The following is a 16,780-nucleotide window of genomic DNA, read 5'->3' on the forward strand; positions in this document are numbered from 1 at the left end:
GGTGCGTGCAGGGTTGCGGCGCTTCTTGCGAAGGATGCGAGGAAGGGGGAAACCAAGGGCGAATCGCTGCCAACTGCCCATGGTCGTCCGTATGCTGGCAGCCAATCTGAGGGGGAGGGTGCCGATGAGCGCTCTGGTCACGATTGACATCGGAGACGGCACGGAGATTCGGGCCGAGGTCATAGAACTGACCAAGCCGGGCAGTGGCGGGGACGCGGGACTGCGCAGAGCGAGCGGCCAGGCGACGGCCGCGGTGGCGCTCAAGCTGGATGAGGTCCGCACACTGATCAAGGGCATGGGGAGATGGGCGGCCGACACCATCGCCGGTGGTGGACCTGGACAGCCCGACAGCTTCGAGTTGGAGTTCGGCCTCAAGTTGGCCATCAAGTCAGGACACTTGGTGGGTGTGATCGCGGAGGCGGCGAGTGAGGCCTCCCTGAGCGTGCGGATGACCTGGGACACGGCCTCCAGGCGGGAGCAATCCCACGCAGCACAGCCTCACAACACGTCCGTCCCGGTCGACGTTGCCTGACGACTGGTCATGAAGAATGCCGAAGTGCCCCATGTGAGCCGTGCACGGGACGCCGCTGTCTGGCTGAGTGATGCGACGGGCTTCCTGGGGAGCGGATTTCTGGTGACGTCCCGGTATGTGGTCACCGTGGCACACGTGGTGGCTGAACCCCGGGAGTATCAGGAGAGCGTGACGGTGCACCACCAGGAGGAGCGGCTCCTGGTGCGGCAAGGCGACATCGAGGTGTCCTCTGAGCACGGCGGTATCGGCCCCTCCTACGCCTTCCCCGACCTGGCTCTGCTCATGGTGGAGCACCGCGACGGACGACCGCATGCCGAACTGGCAACGGACGATCCGCATCCGGCGGACCAGGTGGAAGTCCGCGGATTCTCCACCTATGCACCGGACGAGGGTGTCCACCCCGACTCGCTGCTGCTGGAGGTGACCGGGCCCATCGGTCCGTACATCAGAGTCCGCGGCGATGAAGTGAAAGACGGAATGAGCGGCAGCATGGTGATGCGCGCCGGTACCGGGGAAGTGTGCGGGGTACTCAAGGGGAGCCGCGACTACGACAGTCCGCGTGGCGGATGGGTCACCCCCGTGTCCGCGTTACACGCTTGGCTGGCAGACCTGCTGCCAAAACCGCGGACAGTTCTCGTCGAACGCGGCGCACTGCCCGACGCGATGCAGATCGTGGCGGCACTGCAGGGATTTCCCGATACGGAGGACCCGGACTTCCGCCGCCAGATCCTGCGGCTCATGGGCGAGGAGCTGGGCCTGACGACAGCCTTTCAGGTGGCGTACCGATCGCATCCCCGTGATCACTTGCTGGAAATCGTGCAACGGTGCCGCGGCTATCAGAACCCACAATTGGCCTACCGGGCACTGGGAATGGCAATCGAATCTCTGCGTCCTGGCGAGGGCGCTATCCATGGGTTACGTGCCGTGCTTGGTGGACCGTGATGAGGGGAGGGTGGCTGGAGCGGTTGCGTCACGTCCTGGGGGCGAGCCGAGATCCGGGCGGCGGTGACCTGGGCATGCACAGCATCAGCAGTGAACTCCCTGCGCCACCGCCCCCGCCCCGGACGCCAAGCGTCCAGGCTGAGCCGCCCCCTCCCCAGTACGGCAGTGCATGGCCACGGGGTGGAGCCGTGCGGCTCGCCGAGGCCCTGCTCGGATTCCCGGATTCCGCAGACGCCGAATTCCGGCACACCGTCCTCAAAGAAATGGGAGCCCAACTCAATCAGGACAGGAGGCCTCTCGATATCCGGCAGTCCGCCGTGGCACCCGACCATATTCTGCAGCTGGCCCGTTTCTGCGAGGATCATCACGATCCAGAGGCGGCCCTGCGGGCGCTGTGGACCACCATGGAGTTTCTGCGCCGTGACGAAGCCGCCCTGCTCGACCTGAAGAGATGCATCGACTGGCTGACTCGCAGAGGCAGGCTCCCGGAGCGGCAGCTGGCGAGACTTGAGGAACTCTGCGACCGTATCGCCCCGTCTGTGCCGCGTGCCGTGATGGAGCAGGCGGTACAGACGGCGTGCGGACCCGGCCGGCGCGCGCCCCTGCGCGGCAGGGAATCTCTGCCGGAGGCCGTGCGACGGCTCGACCAGGCGCGTGGCAACGACAGAGTGCCGCTGGTACTGCTGTTCCTCGCAGAACTGGCCGCCCGTCTACCCGACCGCGTGAGCGACGAGTTGCGCGAGGAGATCGGCAACGCGGCCGGTCTGCTAGGGCTTCAGGACGAGGAGAAGCTCGCCCTGTCCGCCCGGACCAGGCAACCGGCACCGAGCAGCCGGATGGTCCTCCAGCTGAGGGTGGAGGAGGTGTCTGCGCCTGCCGGTTCGGAGCAGTACGTCATCGAGGCGCACCTCTACGACCGCGACGACGCGGGGTTGCGTCTGCTCACCAAGCGGGAGTGCAAGGGTCGTCTCGGCAGGAGAGAGCTGGCTGCGGGCGGTGCGAACCTGCTCGTTACCTGGAACGATCTCGTTGCCACGGGCGATCACGCCGACGATTTCCGGATTGAGTTTCTGCTGCCCTGGTCGCTGCTCGGACACCCTGCGGACATGTGGGGAGTCGACGCGGACGGCTACCGGGTCGGGTTCCAGTGCCCGGTGGTGGTGCGGTCCCTGGACCGGCTGCGAGAGCCGTCGTGGCGCCGGCCGTGGCGAGACCGCTGGAAGCTGCTGCACAACGGGACGGCTGCGGCACAGGTGTTGACCCGATGCGGGTGGCTGGCGATCGATGACCCCGAACCGGGCGCCCCGGAGCCGCTGGCTGGCCTGAAGGGCGGGGGACCCGTGTTGCGCCTGCGCGGCAAGGACGGAGACGTACGACGCTGGCTCGACACTCACGCGGACATCGCCTGCCTGGGTCTCGCTTTCGCCTACGAGCCGACCGACGAGCGGGCCGTGCACGGAGTCAAGGACGCCGTACGTGAGGGTGTCCCCGCAATCATCTGGCGCCGCGACGGAGGAGACCCCGGGCCGTTGATCTCGCGACTCGGTGAACTCGCCACCGAAGACCTCCCGTCGCTGCCTGAGCTGCTGCGCAGATGGCGGCGTTCGGCGCAGGAGGACGACATCGCGGATATGCACAACCACCTGACCCTCTTGTGGGACGACCCGGACTGCATCGACGTGAGCCAGGCACGCTCCTTCGCTGCTCCGGTCTGGACTGCGAACGAGCAGGAACAGGAGCAGTGATGGAAGAAATCGAAAAGTCGGCGACCGTCGCGCCGCACTGGTGGATTTACCGTTGTTCGCAGGAACCGCACGACGGCATCGAGCGGCTGCCCGCACCGCCGCCCTGGCGAGCCTTCTCGGAGCACGCTCCCGACGACACCTCCCGAGGGCTGACACCGTCGTCGGTCGAGGTGGGCCGGGTCGGCGGGCGCCGCCTCGGACGCAACCTGCAGGGCATGACGTACCAGGCGGATCTGGAGGAGGTCAACCTGGTCAACATGGCGCTCCACCTGCGCCGTCCGCTGCTCGTCACCGGTCGGCCCGGGGTCGGCAAGTCGACTCTGGCGTACAGCATTGCTCATGAGCTGAAACTGGGTCCTGTGCTGCGCTGGTCCATCACCAGCCGCTCGACTCTCCTCGACGGGCTGTACCACTACGACGCGATCGGGCGGCTCCAGGACGTGGGTCTTCACCGCGACAAGGTGCTTTCGGGACAGGGCGGAACCGGAGAATCGGTGGAGCCGCCGGACATCGGGCCCTACCTGCGGCTCGGCCCACTCGGTACGGCGCTGCTCCCCTGGCAAAGGCCCCGCGTGCTGCTCGTCGACGAGATCGACAAGAGCGATCTCGACCTACCCAACGACTTGCTGAATGTCTTTGAGGAGGGCGAGTTCCTCATCCCGGAGCTGGCGCGGCTGGCCCGGGACAGCGCGACGGTGATGACGACGGACCCAGGCCGCTGGGTAGAGCTGCGCCACGGCCAGGTGAGCTGCACAGAGTTCCCCGTGGTCGTGCTCACCAGCAATGGTGAACGGGACTTCCCGCCGGCGTTCCTGCGGCGCTGCGTACGTCTGGAGATTGCCCCGCCCGACGAGGACAAACTCGCCCACATTGTGGCTGCCCACCTGCCGACCAGCGACGAGGGGGAACTCGTCAAGCGGCGCCGCCTGATCGCCACGTTTCTGCGCAAACAGCACGACGAGTCCGCGGACTTGGCGAACGATCAGCTACTGAACGCCCTACAGATGGCCTCGTCATCGCTGTGGGAGGAAGAAGGCGGTCCGGAACTCATTGAGCGCCGCCTGCTGCGGCCGCTCAACGAGGATTGACCCCCATGCCCGGCGAGCTCCCCAAAGAAATCCTGCAGTTGCTTGCGTCAGGACCGGCGATCGGTTCCCCGACGGCCGAAGATGTGGCCGATGTGTTGTGGCTGGCCCAGCACACGATCGGCCGGACGCAGAGCCCGCCCGAAGCGGACACGGCGGCCGGCCAGTTCGACGACGGGGTGCCGGGCAGGGGAACCGAAGAGGATTCCGCACCAGCCATCGATGTGCAGACAAGGGCCGCTGACAGTGGCCCGTCCGGTCGGGAGGAAGCGGAAGGGGAACAGAGGCGGAGCGGCGACGGGCTGAGGAGCGGCGGCGCGGCCGGGAAGGGGCCCCTGGTTGAGCTGTATCCGGCCGGGGCGCCCTCCTGGCTCGGCCCCTCGGGCTCCGCCACCGACGGGGACTTCACCGGGACACGGGCGTCGGCCGTGCGCGTCCCCGGCGCATTCGCCCTCGCAGACGGACTCGCCCTGTCGCGTGCCCTGCGCCCTCTGAAACGCGAAGTCCGGGCACCCGGCCCCCTCGTGCTGGACGAGGCGGCCTCTGCCACGGCGTCCGCCGAGGCGTGCTTCCCCTTCCCCGTTCAGCTACCGGCCACCGAACCGTGGCTGTCGGTCGACCTGGTGGTGGATGCAGGACCCTCCATGGTGATGTGGCACAGCTTCAGCGCGGAACTGCGCACTCTGCTTGAGCGGCACGGGGCGTTCAGGGATGTACGTTGCTGGTCGATGCTCGCATCGGACACCGGGATCGACCTCGAGCCGTTCCGGCGACGCGGATGGCGCCCGGGCCGGCGTCGGGGACTGCGGCGGAGCCCGGAACAGCTCACGGATCCCACCGGACGGCGCGCTGTGCTGGTCCTGACCGACGGCGTGGGTTCCGCCTGGCAGCGTGGCGGGATCGGCCTGGCACTCGGCCAGTGGGCCAGGACATCCCCGGTGGCCATCCTGCAGGTGCTGCCCCGGCGTCTTTGGCACCGCACGTCACTTCGGCCGGTGCCGGTACGGGCCACCGCCCAGTCCCGTACCGGACGGTCCCTACCGCTCATCCACGCCACGGATTCGATTGCCCCTCCCCTGACGAAAGGACCACTCGACGGGTGGATTCCCGTACTGGAAGTCGACGCAGGGTGGCTGAAGCCGTGGGCCGATGTCGTTGGGGGCAAGTCAACAGGAGGGACGCCCATGCTGGCGGTGCCCGCCGCCGGGCTGGCGACCGGTCCCAGCGACCAGGAGCCGCAGTCGGAGCGGCTCGCGCCGACCGGCCCATGGGCCGATCTCGACCTGTTCCGGGCGGAGGCGTCCCCGGCGGCCTTCGAGCTCGCCGGGTACCTGGCTGCGGCGCCACTGACGCTGCCCGTGATGCGCCTGGTGCAGCGGGCGATGCTGCCCGCATCAGGGCCGATGCATCTGGCCGAAGTCTTTCTGTCCGGCCTGCTCGTGGCCGTGGACGGCCCGCACACCGAAAGCCAGGACCCGGAGACCGTGCTGTACGACTTCGCGCCAGGGGTACGGGACCAACTCCTCGACACGCTGACCCGGCGCGAGTCGATGCAGGTGCTCGATGTGCTGAGCGGGATCTCCGGTGCCGTCGCCGAGCGGTTCGGGGGCACGCTCGACTTCCGTGCGCTGGTGCCGTCCGGGGCAGCAGACAGCCGGTTCTCGATTCCGGAGAGCGGCGTGCCGTTCGCGACGGTCGCGCTGTCGGTGCTGCAAGGACTGGGCGGCCCCAACCGGCAGTTGGCGGCCCTGATGTCGACAGCCGTGGCGCCACGAAAGGGCGCGGCGGGCCCTCCCTCTGCTCCCTCCGCCGGGGAGGACGCCCAACCCGTTGCGGACGGCCCGAAGCTTGCCGACGGCCCCCGCTCTCCGTATCCGGGACGAGCCGAACCGCTCCCGAGTCTGAGCGTCCCCTCGATCTCCAAGATCTACGACCCGATGCTCTTCGTTGGACTGGGAGGAACGGGCGCGCTGATAGGCGCCGAACTGGAGCGTGGCCTGCGCCGCAGTCTCTGCGGCCCCGACGGCACCGCGTTGGCCGGCGGAGGCAGGCGTGCCCCGTTCCAATTGCCTGACTGCCTTCAGTTCGTGTACGCGGATTTCAGTGAGCGCGAGCTTGATCAGCTGCCGCAGTTCAACGCCGAGGGTGCCGAGGCGGCGGCTTATGCCCATACCTCGCGTGTCATTCACGACCTGCCACCCAACTACGACACCTCGACCGAAGTGACACGGTTGCTGCGCGTGGCGCTGCATGAAGAGACACGAGAGTGGCTGCCGCCCGCCAAGCAGGAGCCGAAGGTCACGCCGCTGCACATGGGTGCCGGGCAGTTGCCGACCATCGGCAGGGCGGCGCTCTTTGCGACACTGCGCAACGGCCTGGAGCCGGTCCTTGGCCAGTTGCGGGCGGCCATCGCTGCGGTCAGCAATTCCGTCGGTGACCTGCGCGACCTGGGCGGACGCCAGATCCGCGGCTGCGATGTGTTCGTGGCGTTCTCGGTGGCCGGAGGCACCGGAGCCGGGATCTACTACGACTTCATCCACCTCATCGGGCACGAGTTCCGCAAGTTCAACATGCCGGGGGTGAAGATCTATCCACTGGTCGTCATGCCGTCGGCGTTCCCGCCCGAGGCGGGCGGCGGCCGCGAGGCCGAACTCAACGCCGGGCGTGCACTGGTGGACCTCTCCCGCCTGGTGGATGACCAGAACGCCCCTTCGCCAGACTTCGGTGATGTCGAACAGCCCGGGGCGCTCTCCGTTCGCTATCCGCAGGAGGGCGTGGTGCGTCTGCGTCCTTCGACCGTCCAGACCGCCATCTTGTTGGGCAGGCCTGCCGGCATCCGGCCCGAGGATCTGCGCCGATCGGCTACTGCAATGGTGATGTCCTTGATCGGCACCCACCCGAGCGAGGAGAACACTTCGGGGCGCGCGGAGGGTGACTACCCGTCGTCCGCCGCCGGCTTCGTCAGCCAGAGCGTGCAGCGCTCCGCTCCGTCGCGCTCCGGTATCGGCCGCCGGGGCATGTCCACCGCTCTGGCGGCATCTCTGACCGTGCCGGCGGACAACCTTGCGGAGATCATGGCGGGACGGCTGCTCGCCAATGCGGTACGGGACATGGCCGAGCAGGCCCGTCGCGCGGACGAGGGCGGCACCGCCAGGGTCAGGGAGATGTTCATGCACTCGGGGCTGGGGCCGCTGTGGACGCGTGAGGTCCCCGAAGTGCTGTTTCCCGACCCGCTGCCCAAGGGAAGCAAAGCCATCGGCCAGGCGCTGCGGGATCGGATCGGCGATATGGAGGACGGTCTCCACAGGCTCAGCCGGGAGCTCGACCGGGCAATCCCTCGCTTGGTGGAGGACTTCAGACCGCGCGTGGGCGCGCGAAATCTGATCGGCCTGCTGGGGCCTTTCAGGATGCAACACGTCATGGCCGGGCTGGTGGGGCACCCGCAGCGGCCCGCCGAGCGAGGTTTCGTCGGCATGCTCGACAATCGTAAGAACGAGCCGGAGCGGCCGAAGGGTGTCGAGCATTCCACCCCCCAGGTCCCCAGGATCAAGGGCGGACTGGTGCCGGCTCGCTGGGGGGATCCGGATGTACAGCAGGTCATCGAGGAGCAGGACGCCTGGTACAGATGGCGGGCCAGCATGCTGTGGCACCGCGGCTGGAAGGATCACGAGGCGCGATGGAGGGTCCCGCTGGTGCACGCGATGAAGGAAGTCTCCGAACTGGACAGGGCGCTTCGCGCGTACGAGGAGGACGAGCATAAGTCCTTCACCGAATGCTGCAGGGAGCTCTATCGGGACGACCGGGCCGGCCTCTCCTGCCTGCTGCCCCCGCAGAACAACCTCGAGGCCCTCTACTACGCCGTGTTCGACCGGCTGTGCCAACTCGAGGGGCTCGCGCAGGACGAGGACCCCGCCGCGCTCCTCGACAAGATGATCCACCCCGATGAGTGGCAGCGCGCGCTGGATGCCGTACGCCACTCTCCGCGCGCCGCGGTCAAGGAGATCAAGCAGGTGGTCGAGCGGCGCGTGAAGGGGCTTTTCGGCGAGGCGAGCATGCTCAACGACCATCCGCTGCTGCCCTCTCTGGGCATGCTGCTGCAGGCGGCCGCAGGCGACGAGGACGCCACCGATTCGGTCGACAGCCACTGGCTCGACCAGTTCCGTTCACAGCTCGCGGGCCTGCTGCCGGTCGGGTTCACGCCCGCCGGCAACGGTCCGCTGAAGGTACTTGTCATCCACCCGCACACCGAGGGCAACAGCAACGCCGTTCAGTTCCTCAGGCAGGAACTGAACCTCCCACGCGAGCCGGGTGCGGTCATGGAATTCCGCGCCGCTGCCACCGATTCCATCACCGTCGTGCTGTTCCGCAGCGGGATGAGCCTCACCGATGTCCCCGAGGTACGGCACATACTGCGCATGTGGTCGCAGTCCCACGACGCGGCGGGCACCGACGACTTCCTGCACTGGCGCCAGCGACTGGGCTACCGCGACGACTGGCTGGCCAGTACAGAGGGCGACAGACAGCGGATCCTGCACAGCATCCTGTGCGCGATGTGGAACGGCAGGGTGGCGGTGGAGGGACCCGCCGCCTCCCCCCACTCCATCCGGATCAGGCTTCAGGACGGCGACTCCGCCGCCATGACGCTGCGCCTCGAAGCCTTCGACGAGAGCGTCTCCAGCTGGCCGGGTCTGCTCCGTGCGTACGAGCAGTGGGTCCTGCTCGACGAGGGCGAGATCATCCAGGACTTCTGCGACCAGCTGATGGCGGCCCAGCCCACGGGTCTCGCGACCACTCCCGAGCCACCAGCGCCCCTCTTCCGCATCCTCGTCCACGAGGTGGCACCGCAACAGATCGCCCTGCTCGAAGAGATCTCCGTGCAGGACAGCGCGGGGGACAAAGAGTGGATCGTCCCACTGCTCGGCTTCTGGGAGCGCACGCTCAACGGCGCACTCGACCTCCGCTTCCCGAGCGCACAACGCCGGACCCGCCCCACACTGCGCGCCCTCGACCAGCGGTACGCGCCGGACGGCGGAACGGGGCCCGCTGCAGGGCGTAGAGCGGGCGGCCCGATCAACCGGGCCTCATGGCGCGAGCCGGAGCAGGAGGATACGCCCTGGTGGAGCGACGCCTCTGAGCGGCCGCTGCCACCCGAGTAGACGCCCACGGCCCGCCGCTATCGCCTGAAGCGCGCAGTCGGCGTTGGGACAGCGGAACCGCAATACCAGTAGTTCGATGACCACCGGCCTTGCGCGCATCGCAGTGTCGGTCTGGCGCCGCACTACCGGCCGCGAACGCGTTCAGAGGCTGTTCCCCAGCGCGGGCAGACCGCCCCGCCCGGACGTGAGCGTGCAGTTGATCCGGCCGACCGCCCACCGGTGGCCCGGCCGCAGCCGCAGTCCACTGGCCGAGCCGCGGCGTACGCCGGTGAGGGGTGCCAGTCGCCCCGGGAATCGACTGCATGTCATATCCAAGGATTGGGATATTGCGGGATTGTTGAACAATAGCTAGATTGAGGGAATCGCCACAGCGACTTTGCTTCTGCGGTCATCCGCCGCCTCGGACGCTCGCCGTCCCCCTCCCGGCAATCCTCATTCCCCCTACTTGATCATTTGGGGAGCACGTCATGACCCCCATCGCCACCGCACGAAGCACCGCTCAGCTCGCCGCGACATGGGCCCCCAGTCCGACGATGCAGGCCCCGGCCATCGCCCGTCGGCAGATCGCAGAGCAGCTCGAGGCCTGGAGCCTGACAGGCCTGACCGACGACGCCGAACTGGTCGTTTCTGAGCTGGTCACCAATGCCGTCACGCACGGCAGCGGCCCGATCTGGCACAGCATGCATGTGATCGATCACGGGGACGGCTCCGGGTTGCCGGCGCTGGAAGTCGGCGACCACGGCTCCGGCTGGAGCGGAGATCTCACCGTCGACGAATGCCCCGAGGACTTCTGTCACGGCCGAGGACTGTTCCTGGTCGATGCTGTGACCAGCATCTGGGGCCACCATCACCTGCAGGGAGGGCACGTGGTGTGGGCCTGCTTCGAGACCTCACTTTCGCAGCTGGCCGGCCCGTGCGGCGACAGCTGTATACCCGACGCCGTTTGAAGAAGAAGGCCACCATTGTGCGCAAGGAACGCTCCGCGAAGCGGCACGCCTCACAGCGCACCTTCCGCGAGATACGAGTTCCCTACCCACACTTAAGCCGACGACCGTCTCGCCTGACCTGTACGCACCAACAGCCCGGCCCCACGGTCAGCCTCGCAAAGGAAATGCCATGGCAGCTATCCCACCGGTTATCGACCTCAACTGCGATTTGGGCGAAGGATTCGGGGCCTGGACGATGGGAGACGACGACACCCTGCTGGACATCGTCACCAGCGCCAACGTCGCCTGCGGCTTCCACGCCGGGGACCCCAACATCATGCGGAGGGTATGCCGGAAGGCCGCGGGGAACGGGGTCGCGATCGGCGCCCATGTCGGCTACCGCGACCTCGCCGGCTTCGGCCGGCGGGCCATGCGCGTTGCTCCCGAGGACCTCATCAACGATGTCATCTACCAGATCGCCGCCCTCGACGGCTTCGCCCGGATCGCCGGCAGCCGGGTCAGCTACGTCAAGCCCCACGGTGCTCTCTACAACACCGTCGCTGTCGACGGCGAACAAGCCACCGCCCTGGTCGAGGCCGTACACCGCTACGACCCCCACCTTGCCGTCCTCGGGCTGCCGGATTCGCGCGTGCTGCAAGCAGCCCACACCCGCGGACTCACCGGCGTCGCAGAGGCCTTCGCCGACCGGGCCTATGACCAACAGGGCCGCCTCGTGCCCCGCGACATCCCCGGATCCGTCCTGCACGACGTTGACGCCGTGGTGGAGCGTTGTACCACCATGGTGCTTCACGGCACGGTCACGTCCCTGCTGGGCACCACCGTCACCCTCACCCCCCGCTCGTTGTGCGTCCACGGAGACACCCCCGGGGCCGCAGAGATGGCCCGCGAGGTGAAAAGGGCACTACTTGAAGCGGGCGTCACGCTCAGCCCGTTCGTAGAGGTGCACTAGCCATGCGCCTCCTGACCGCCGGCAGCCGAAGCCTGCTCATCGAGCTCGAGAACCTGGAACAGGTCCTCGGCCTCCACAACAGCCTTCGCGACCAACCCGAAGCCGGCATCGTCGAAATGGTCCCCGCGGCCCACACCCTGCTCATCGTCTTCGACCCCGCCATCACCACACGCAAGACCCTCGCCCAGGCAGTCAGCTCCCGCAAGGCCACCACCGCCCGGCACGCCCACCAGGACGCCCTGGAAATCCCTGTCGTGTATGACGGGCCCGACCTGGCCGAGACAGCCCAGCTGACCGGCCTCACCACCCGCGAAGTCATCCAACGCCACACCGAAGCCGCCTACACCGTCGCCTTCGGCGGCTTCGCCCCCGGCTTCGCCTACATCAGCGGGCTCGACCCGCTCCTGCATCTTCCCCGCCGCAGCGTGCCCCGCACCCAGGTCCCCGCGGGAGCCGTCGCCATCGCCGACCGCTTCACCTGCATCTACCCCCGTCAATCCCCAGGCGGATGGAACCTCATCGGCCACACCCCCACAGTGATGTGGGACCTGAGCAGAACCCCGCCCGCCCTCCTCCTGCCCGGCCGCGCCGTGCGCTTCGTCCAGGTGTCGAAATGATCGAAATCCTTAAGCCCGGCCCCCTCACCACCGTGCAGGACCTAGGCCGCCACGGTTACGCCTCCCTCGGCGTCAGCACCTCGGGCGCCGCAGACCGCGGCAGCCTGCGGCTGGCCAACCGCCTGGTGGGCAACGCCGAAGTCGCAGCCGGACTCGAGCTCACCTACGGAGGTCTGAGCGTCCGCTTCCACACGCTCACCACCATTGCTCTGACCGGCGCTCCGTGCCCCGCCACCCTGGACGGACGCACCATCGCAGCCAATGGCCCCGTCATCGTGCACCCCGGTCAGCAGCTCACCATCGGCCTGCCCACCCACGGCCTGCGCACCTATCTCGCCGTGCGCGGCGGCATCGTCGTACCCGAAGTCCTCGGCTCCCGGTCCACCGACACGCTCTCCGGCATCGGCCCCGCCGTGCTCGCCGGCGGCACCCGACTACCCGTCGGATCCCCTCCGAGCAGCTTCCCCACCGTCGACTTCGCCCCCGCCGAGCCTTTCCCCGAGCACCCCACACTCGAAATCCTGCCCGGCCCTCGGGAAGACTGGTTCACCCTCGAGGCGATGGAGACGCTGTACTCCACCGCCTACCAGGTCAGTGCAGACAGCAACCGCATCGGCGCCCGTCTGCAGGGACCGGTACTCAAGCGAGCCGTCGATCGCGAACTGCCCTCCGAGGGCACCGCCCTGGGCTCTTTGCAGGTCCCGCCCAACGGCCAGCCCGTGCTCTTCCTCGCCGACCACCCCGTGACCGGCGGCTACCCCGTCATCGCCGTGATCGCCGACCACGACCTCGACCGGGCCGCGCAGCTGCGTCCTGGGCAGAGCGTCAGCTTCCGCCCGCTCAGCCCCCACAGGGCCGGCCGGCGGAGGCGCAGGGCCCTACTCGTTCGCCCCTTGGCCGCTGCCCGCGGGCGCGAGCCACACACCGAGAGCTTTCCGCAGTGACGCCACGAGGATCCAACGCGGCCTCCCGCCACATATCCACAGACAAGCCCACCACGGAATCGGAAGCCGGCGACCAGTCCCGATCCTCGCGGGCACGCCGCCGCCCCAAACGGCAGCTGCCCCAGCGTGGCACGCTGCTCCGTCTCGCTCGTTTTGGCGACTGGCCCGTGAGCGGCAAACTCGCCGCGGCCGTCCCGATTCCCACCACACTCGCCGTAGCCCTGGTCGCCAGTACCGTCGCCGACTCCATCGGCCAAGCCAACGACTACGGCCGACTGGCCACGCTGGCCCGGCTGCAGCAGCGCGCCCTGCCCTTGGTGTCCGCGCTGCAGACCGAACGTGACCTGACGGCCTGCTTCATCGCCGGCCGACGCAAGACTCGCGCCGCCGACGTCGAGGCCCAGCAGAAGGTCGTGGACCGTGTGGCCGACACCTATGCATGGGCCGCCCAGAGCATCGACAGTGATGACGACCGCTCTCTCCAGCTCCGGCTCGACAGAACACTGGCCGACATACGCGGCCTGCCTTCGATCCGGGCCGCAGCCCGGAATGCGAGCCTCACCGAGAGCTCGATCCTCGCGCAGTACACGGCCGCCGTCACCAACCTCCTCGACATGGGATCCGGTCTGGCCACCCAGCCCGGGGGGCAGTCGCTGATCCGCGACATCCGCAGCTTCGACCTCATAGCCCGCGCGACGGAATACGCCAGTTGCGACGGTCATCCTGCCCGGTTCCCTGATCGTCCCTCACGACCCTCAGCAGCCGCTGTCACACCGGCAGCAGGCCCCTGCTCCGCAGGCCCAGCTGCGTCACGCCGCCGTACCCCGCAAGGCCACCCGGTCGCCCTCCCCGCCGGCGCAGCCCACGCAACCCCCCGCACCTCACCCGTCGTCGCCGAACACTCCGGACACGAGCGATGCAGCCGCTCCCGCCTTCTCCTCGCAGGAGGCATGGAGAGAGCACCGCCGCTGGGTCGAAGGCGAAGCCGCTTTCAACGACGAGGACGACCCAGGCCCGGCCTGAGCCGGAACCCGACCCAGCCGGTACGCCCTCGCCCCTGCCTCAGAAGGCTCACACCATATGAACCCACTGCGCCCCCTGCTGGCCTGCGCTGTGCTCCTCGTCTCCACGGCATGCACCGGCAGCAGCGGTCCCGACCAAATGACCAGCTCCGCAGCGATTACGATCGGCTATCTGGCGCCTCTGACCGGGCCGGACGCTTCCGCAGGCCTCAGCGCCCGCCGCGGCGCGGAATTCGCCGCCACCGTCATCAACACCGCCATGCCACGCCTGGCCCTGCCCCTGGCCAAGGCGGCCGGCCTGCCGCACCTCAACAGTGCCCGCATCAAGGTCGTCACTGAGGACACCGGGGGAGACGCCCAGCGAGCGGCCGGCGCAGTTGACACGCTGTTGAAGAAGAACCCCGCAGCGCTCAGCGGCGGCTACGAGTCCGCCGTCACTCTCGCCGCGAGCGACCGCACCGAACAACTCCGCGTTCCGTTCGTCAACGCAGAGTCCTCCGCAACGTCGCTCACACCACGAGGCCGCGAATGGTTTTTCCGCACTGGGCCGACCGGCGCAACTTTCGGCCGCATGTTCTTCTCCCTGCTCAAACAGCAGCGTGCCAAGGACCAGCCCATCCGCCGTCTCGCCATCGTGCACACCACCGACCGGTTCGGGAGCGACGGTGCAAACACCATCACGGACCTCCTTTCGCAGACCGATAGCGAGGACTGATCCGGGCTCTGCGCCGTCCGCCAGTACCTGTCCTTCGCCGCAGGACCGCACCGCTGTCCCGGGGTCCGGCTGGCGCTTGCTGAAGCGGAAGTGGCTCTGCGCGAGGCGGCCACTGTGGCCGCCTTCCTGAAACACCTCAAAGCCAGCATCCTACGTGAGGTTAATTTACATGTTGAACAATTCCACGGTGTCCGTGGATACTGGGAAGGGAAGATGAGCACTGGGGAGATCGAGTGAGCACCGACGCTCTGGGAGCACTGACCGCCGCGCTGGGTAAGGACCGGGAGCTTCTTCTCGGACGCAGCAGCACTGCGGAGCGGGTCGCGGGCATCTTGCGTGACCGAATTATGGAAGGGTTCCTCCCTCCGGGCACTCGTCTGTCCGAGGAAGCGCTCGGGGGTGCGCTCGGGGTGTCACGCAACACCCTCCGCGAAGCATTCCGGCTGCTGGCGCACGAGAAGCTGTTGGACCACGAACTCAATCGCGGTGTTTTCGTGCGGACCGTCAGCCAAGAAAATGCCGTCGACCTCTACCGCGTCCGGGGTTTCATCGAGACGGCCGCGGTCCGAAGTCTCCCCACGGCCCCCGACTCGGTGCTGCAGGCACTCAGCGCCGCCGCAGAGGAAGGCGAACGCGCAGCCGAGGAAAGCCGCTGGGCAGACGTCGGGACCGCGAACATGCACTTCCACCAGGCGATCGTCGCACTGTCGTGCTCTCCGCGCCTGGAGGACTTCATGCAGCAGGTCCTCGCCGAACTGCGCCTCGTCTTTCACGTGATGGAAGACCCCCGGACCTTCCATGAGCCCTACCTGCGACGTAACCGCAAAATGCTGGCCGTGCTCCAGGCGCGCGACGCGGCCGCCGCAGAACAGATCCTCAAGGAATACCTCACCGACGCGGAGAACGAGATCATCAGCGCGTACAAGCCCGCCAAAGCGGCCGCCGGTGGACCCAATCCGTCCTGACGTCCACACCAGGTCACCTGGTATCTCCCGATAGGGGCCACCCCATTGATGTCCCGGGCGGCAATGGGCGGACGAACTCCCTCTCAACATGGGACAGTTCATAGCAACGTGTCACAAGCCGATGGGGGAGGGGCTGAGTATGGAGGACGAGGAGGACAGCTGGCTGACGGAGCGCCAGGTGAGCTCGTTGTGGCCGGGCGTCGGTACTCAGTCGGTGTACCTGAATGCGCAGGCCCATGGGGTGCGGGTCCGTTCGAAGAGCTGGATGACCACGACGGGGTATGCCAGCAAGATGTGGTACCACGCCGGTGACGTACGACGAGTGGCCGCGCAGGTCGCAGCCCGACCACCCCTCAAGGCGCCGTCCTCGGTACCGTGCTGTCTGGTGTTGATCGTTCTGATAGTGGGACTGGTCGTGTTCCTGGCGGTCGTGAGTGACGACGGCGGCGGTGCTCCTGTCTTCGTCAGATGAGCGGGACTTCGTGACCACGCTCGTGCTCGCCGGGAAAGCAGGAGGGCGGTCACGAAGACGAGGGTCGTGCAGCCGAGGGACCAATCGGCAGCCTGCCGGAGCCCCCGCGAGCCGCAACCCCGTGAATCTGGCCTTCGCGTGACGAACTGAAGGTGTACTCAGCGGGAGACCGAGCAGCACGGTGCGTGACGTGGTGTCTGCTGTGTCGTCGGCGTCAGCGGCAGGCGCCTGCCCGTGCGTTCGACGGGTGTCGGATCGGCGCGGAGAATGAGTGAGGCAGGATGCCGCTTCGATAGTGCGCGGCCAGGCGCCGGTGATGCGGTGGCGACTTGTCCGCAAGGTGGTGGTGATACCGGCCCGGCGATTGTGGCGACTTCCGCGACGACGATCCGGACCGTGCTGTCCAGATGTGGGATCAGGACTGGTCGGCGGACGATTCGCCCCCGTGTTCCCCGTCTCTGAGGTCATGGCCGCGGCCCGTACCGGCGGTCCCGCCGTGGTTGTGGTGCTGGGCGATGACATGGTCGGCATGGCAGTTGCGCAGGCCCAGGGTGAGCGGGCCTGGATCACGCTTGTGGCGCTGGCCGGGGTGTGGCGTAACCGCGGGATCGGCAGCGTCTGATTGCCGAGCTCGAGCGGCGCCTGCGGGTGAACGTGACGAGAGTCTCCAGCCGGGGCACCAACGAACC

General features: G+C 68.0%; 14 protein-coding genes and 1 pseudogene. 14 read left to right on the forward strand and 1 reads right to left on the reverse strand.

Annotated features, from left to right (window positions below):
- Positions 1-124 precede the first annotated feature (124 nt).
- From OG735_RS39735 to OG735_RS39755, 5 genes are all read left to right on the forward strand, one after another.
- Complete coding sequence (locus OG735_RS39735; protein ID WP_327327994.1) at positions 125-532, forward strand: CU044_2847 family protein; 408 nt, start codon at positions 125-127, stop codon at positions 530-532.
- Positions 533-541: 9 nt separating this feature from the next.
- Entirely contained in the window at positions 542-1,474 is a 933-nt protein-coding gene (locus tag OG735_RS39740) for a trypsin-like peptidase domain-containing protein (RefSeq protein ID WP_327327995.1), read from the forward strand.
- A 188-nt stretch (positions 1,475-1,662) separates the two neighbouring features.
- The gene (locus OG735_RS39745) at positions 1,663-3,219 is read left to right on the forward strand and encodes a VMAP-C domain-containing protein (RefSeq protein WP_327327996.1); all 1,557 of its coding nucleotides are present in this window, start codon (positions 1,663-1,665) and stop codon (positions 3,217-3,219) included.
- A complete protein-coding gene (locus tag OG735_RS39750) occupies positions 3,219-4,307 on the forward strand; it encodes an AAA family ATPase (protein WP_327327997.1) in 1,089 nt (362 codons plus the stop codon). The genes OG735_RS39745 and OG735_RS39750 overlap by 1 nt, the downstream gene beginning before the upstream one ends.
- Before the next feature lie 5 nt (positions 4,308-4,312).
- Entirely contained in the window at positions 4,313-9,460 is a 5,148-nt protein-coding gene (locus OG735_RS39755; RefSeq protein WP_327327998.1) for a tubulin-like doman-containing protein, read from the forward strand.
- A gap of 141 nt (positions 9,461-9,601) precedes the next feature.
- Here the strand turns inward: OG735_RS39755 and OG735_RS39760 are convergent, their stop codons facing one another.
- A complete protein-coding gene (locus OG735_RS39760) occupies positions 9,602-9,769 on the reverse strand; it encodes a hypothetical protein (RefSeq protein WP_327327999.1) in 168 nt (55 codons plus the stop codon).
- A 158-nt stretch (positions 9,770-9,927) separates the two neighbouring features.
- On the opposite strand from OG735_RS39760, the gene OG735_RS39765 reads away from it, so the two are divergent.
- From OG735_RS39765 to OG735_RS39800, 9 genes and pseudogenes are all read left to right on the forward strand, one after another.
- Positions 9,928-10,407 (forward strand): ATP-binding protein, encoded by a 480-nt coding sequence (locus OG735_RS39765; protein WP_327328000.1) that lies wholly within the window; start codon positions 9,928-9,930, stop codon positions 10,405-10,407.
- Between the two features lie 169 nt (positions 10,408-10,576).
- Positions 10,577-11,356 carry a LamB/YcsF family protein gene (locus OG735_RS39770; RefSeq protein WP_327328001.1) on the forward strand — a complete coding sequence of 260 codons (780 nt, stop codon included), beginning with the start codon at positions 10,577-10,579 and terminating at the stop codon, positions 11,354-11,356.
- A 2-nt stretch (positions 11,357-11,358) separates the two neighbouring features.
- Positions 11,359-11,973, forward strand: a complete 615-nt coding sequence (pxpB, locus tag OG735_RS39775) for a 5-oxoprolinase subunit PxpB (RefSeq protein ID WP_327328002.1) — start codon at positions 11,359-11,361, stop codon at positions 11,971-11,973.
- Complete coding sequence (locus OG735_RS39780; RefSeq protein WP_327328003.1) at positions 11,970-12,917, forward strand: biotin-dependent carboxyltransferase family protein; 948 nt, start codon at positions 11,970-11,972, stop codon at positions 12,915-12,917. Before pxpB ends, OG735_RS39780 begins: the two co-directional genes overlap by 4 nt.
- 317 nt (positions 12,918-13,234) lie before the next feature.
- Positions 13,235-13,615: pseudogene (locus OG735_RS42210) on the forward strand (nitrate- and nitrite sensing domain-containing protein); the annotation flags it as partial.
- A gap of 382 nt (positions 13,616-13,997) precedes the next feature.
- Positions 13,998-14,654 (forward strand): ABC transporter substrate-binding protein, encoded by a 657-nt coding sequence (locus OG735_RS39785; RefSeq protein ID WP_327328004.1) that lies wholly within the window; start codon positions 13,998-14,000, stop codon positions 14,652-14,654.
- Between the two features lie 233 nt (positions 14,655-14,887).
- Positions 14,888-15,619 (forward strand): GntR family transcriptional regulator, encoded by a 732-nt coding sequence (locus OG735_RS39790; RefSeq protein ID WP_327328005.1) that lies wholly within the window; start codon positions 14,888-14,890, stop codon positions 15,617-15,619.
- A gap of 139 nt (positions 15,620-15,758) precedes the next feature.
- On the forward strand, positions 15,759-16,091 hold the full coding sequence (locus OG735_RS39795) for a hypothetical protein (RefSeq protein ID WP_327328006.1): 333 nt from the start codon (positions 15,759-15,761) through the stop codon (positions 16,089-16,091).
- A gap of 445 nt (positions 16,092-16,536) precedes the next feature.
- A complete protein-coding gene (locus tag OG735_RS39800) occupies positions 16,537-16,713 on the forward strand; it encodes a hypothetical protein (protein ID WP_327328007.1) in 177 nt (58 codons plus the stop codon).
- Positions 16,714-16,780: the final 67 nt, after the last annotated feature.

The sequence above is a fragment of the Streptomyces sp. NBC_01210 genome (genome assembly GCF_036010325.1).
In the GTDB taxonomy this organism is placed as follows: domain Bacteria; phylum Actinomycetota; class Actinomycetes; order Streptomycetales; family Streptomycetaceae; genus Streptomyces.

What these genes read in the sequence shown, in the direction of transcription:
- OG735_RS39735 (WP_327327994.1), top strand. Translation starts at nt 125, where the DNA reads ATGAGCGCTCTGGTCACGATTGACATCGGAGACGGCACGGAGATTCGG.
- OG735_RS39740 (WP_327327995.1), top strand. Translation starts at nt 542, where the DNA reads ATGAAGAATGCCGAAGTGCCCCATGTGAGCCGTGCACGGGACGCCGCT.
- OG735_RS39750 (WP_327327997.1), top strand. Translation starts at nt 3,219, where the DNA reads ATGGAAGAAATCGAAAAGTCGGCGACCGTCGCGCCGCACTGGTGGATT.
- OG735_RS39755 (WP_327327998.1), top strand. Translation starts at nt 4,313, where the DNA reads ATGCCCGGCGAGCTCCCCAAAGAAATCCTGCAGTTGCTTGCGTCAGGA.
- OG735_RS39760 (WP_327327999.1), bottom strand. Translation starts at nt 9,769, where the DNA reads ATGACATGCAGTCGATTCCCGGGGCGACTGGCACCCCTCACCGGCGTA.
- OG735_RS39765 (WP_327328000.1), top strand. Translation starts at nt 9,928, where the DNA reads ATGACCCCCATCGCCACCGCACGAAGCACCGCTCAGCTCGCCGCGACA.
- OG735_RS39770 (WP_327328001.1), top strand. Translation starts at nt 10,577, where the DNA reads ATGGCAGCTATCCCACCGGTTATCGACCTCAACTGCGATTTGGGCGAA.
- pxpB (WP_327328002.1), top strand. Translation starts at nt 11,359, where the DNA reads ATGCGCCTCCTGACCGCCGGCAGCCGAAGCCTGCTCATCGAGCTCGAG.
- OG735_RS39780 (WP_327328003.1), top strand. Translation starts at nt 11,970, where the DNA reads ATGATCGAAATCCTTAAGCCCGGCCCCCTCACCACCGTGCAGGACCTA.
- OG735_RS39785 (WP_327328004.1), top strand. Translation starts at nt 13,998, where the DNA reads ATGAACCCACTGCGCCCCCTGCTGGCCTGCGCTGTGCTCCTCGTCTCC.
- OG735_RS39795 (WP_327328006.1), top strand. Translation starts at nt 15,759, where the DNA reads ATGGAGGACGAGGAGGACAGCTGGCTGACGGAGCGCCAGGTGAGCTCG.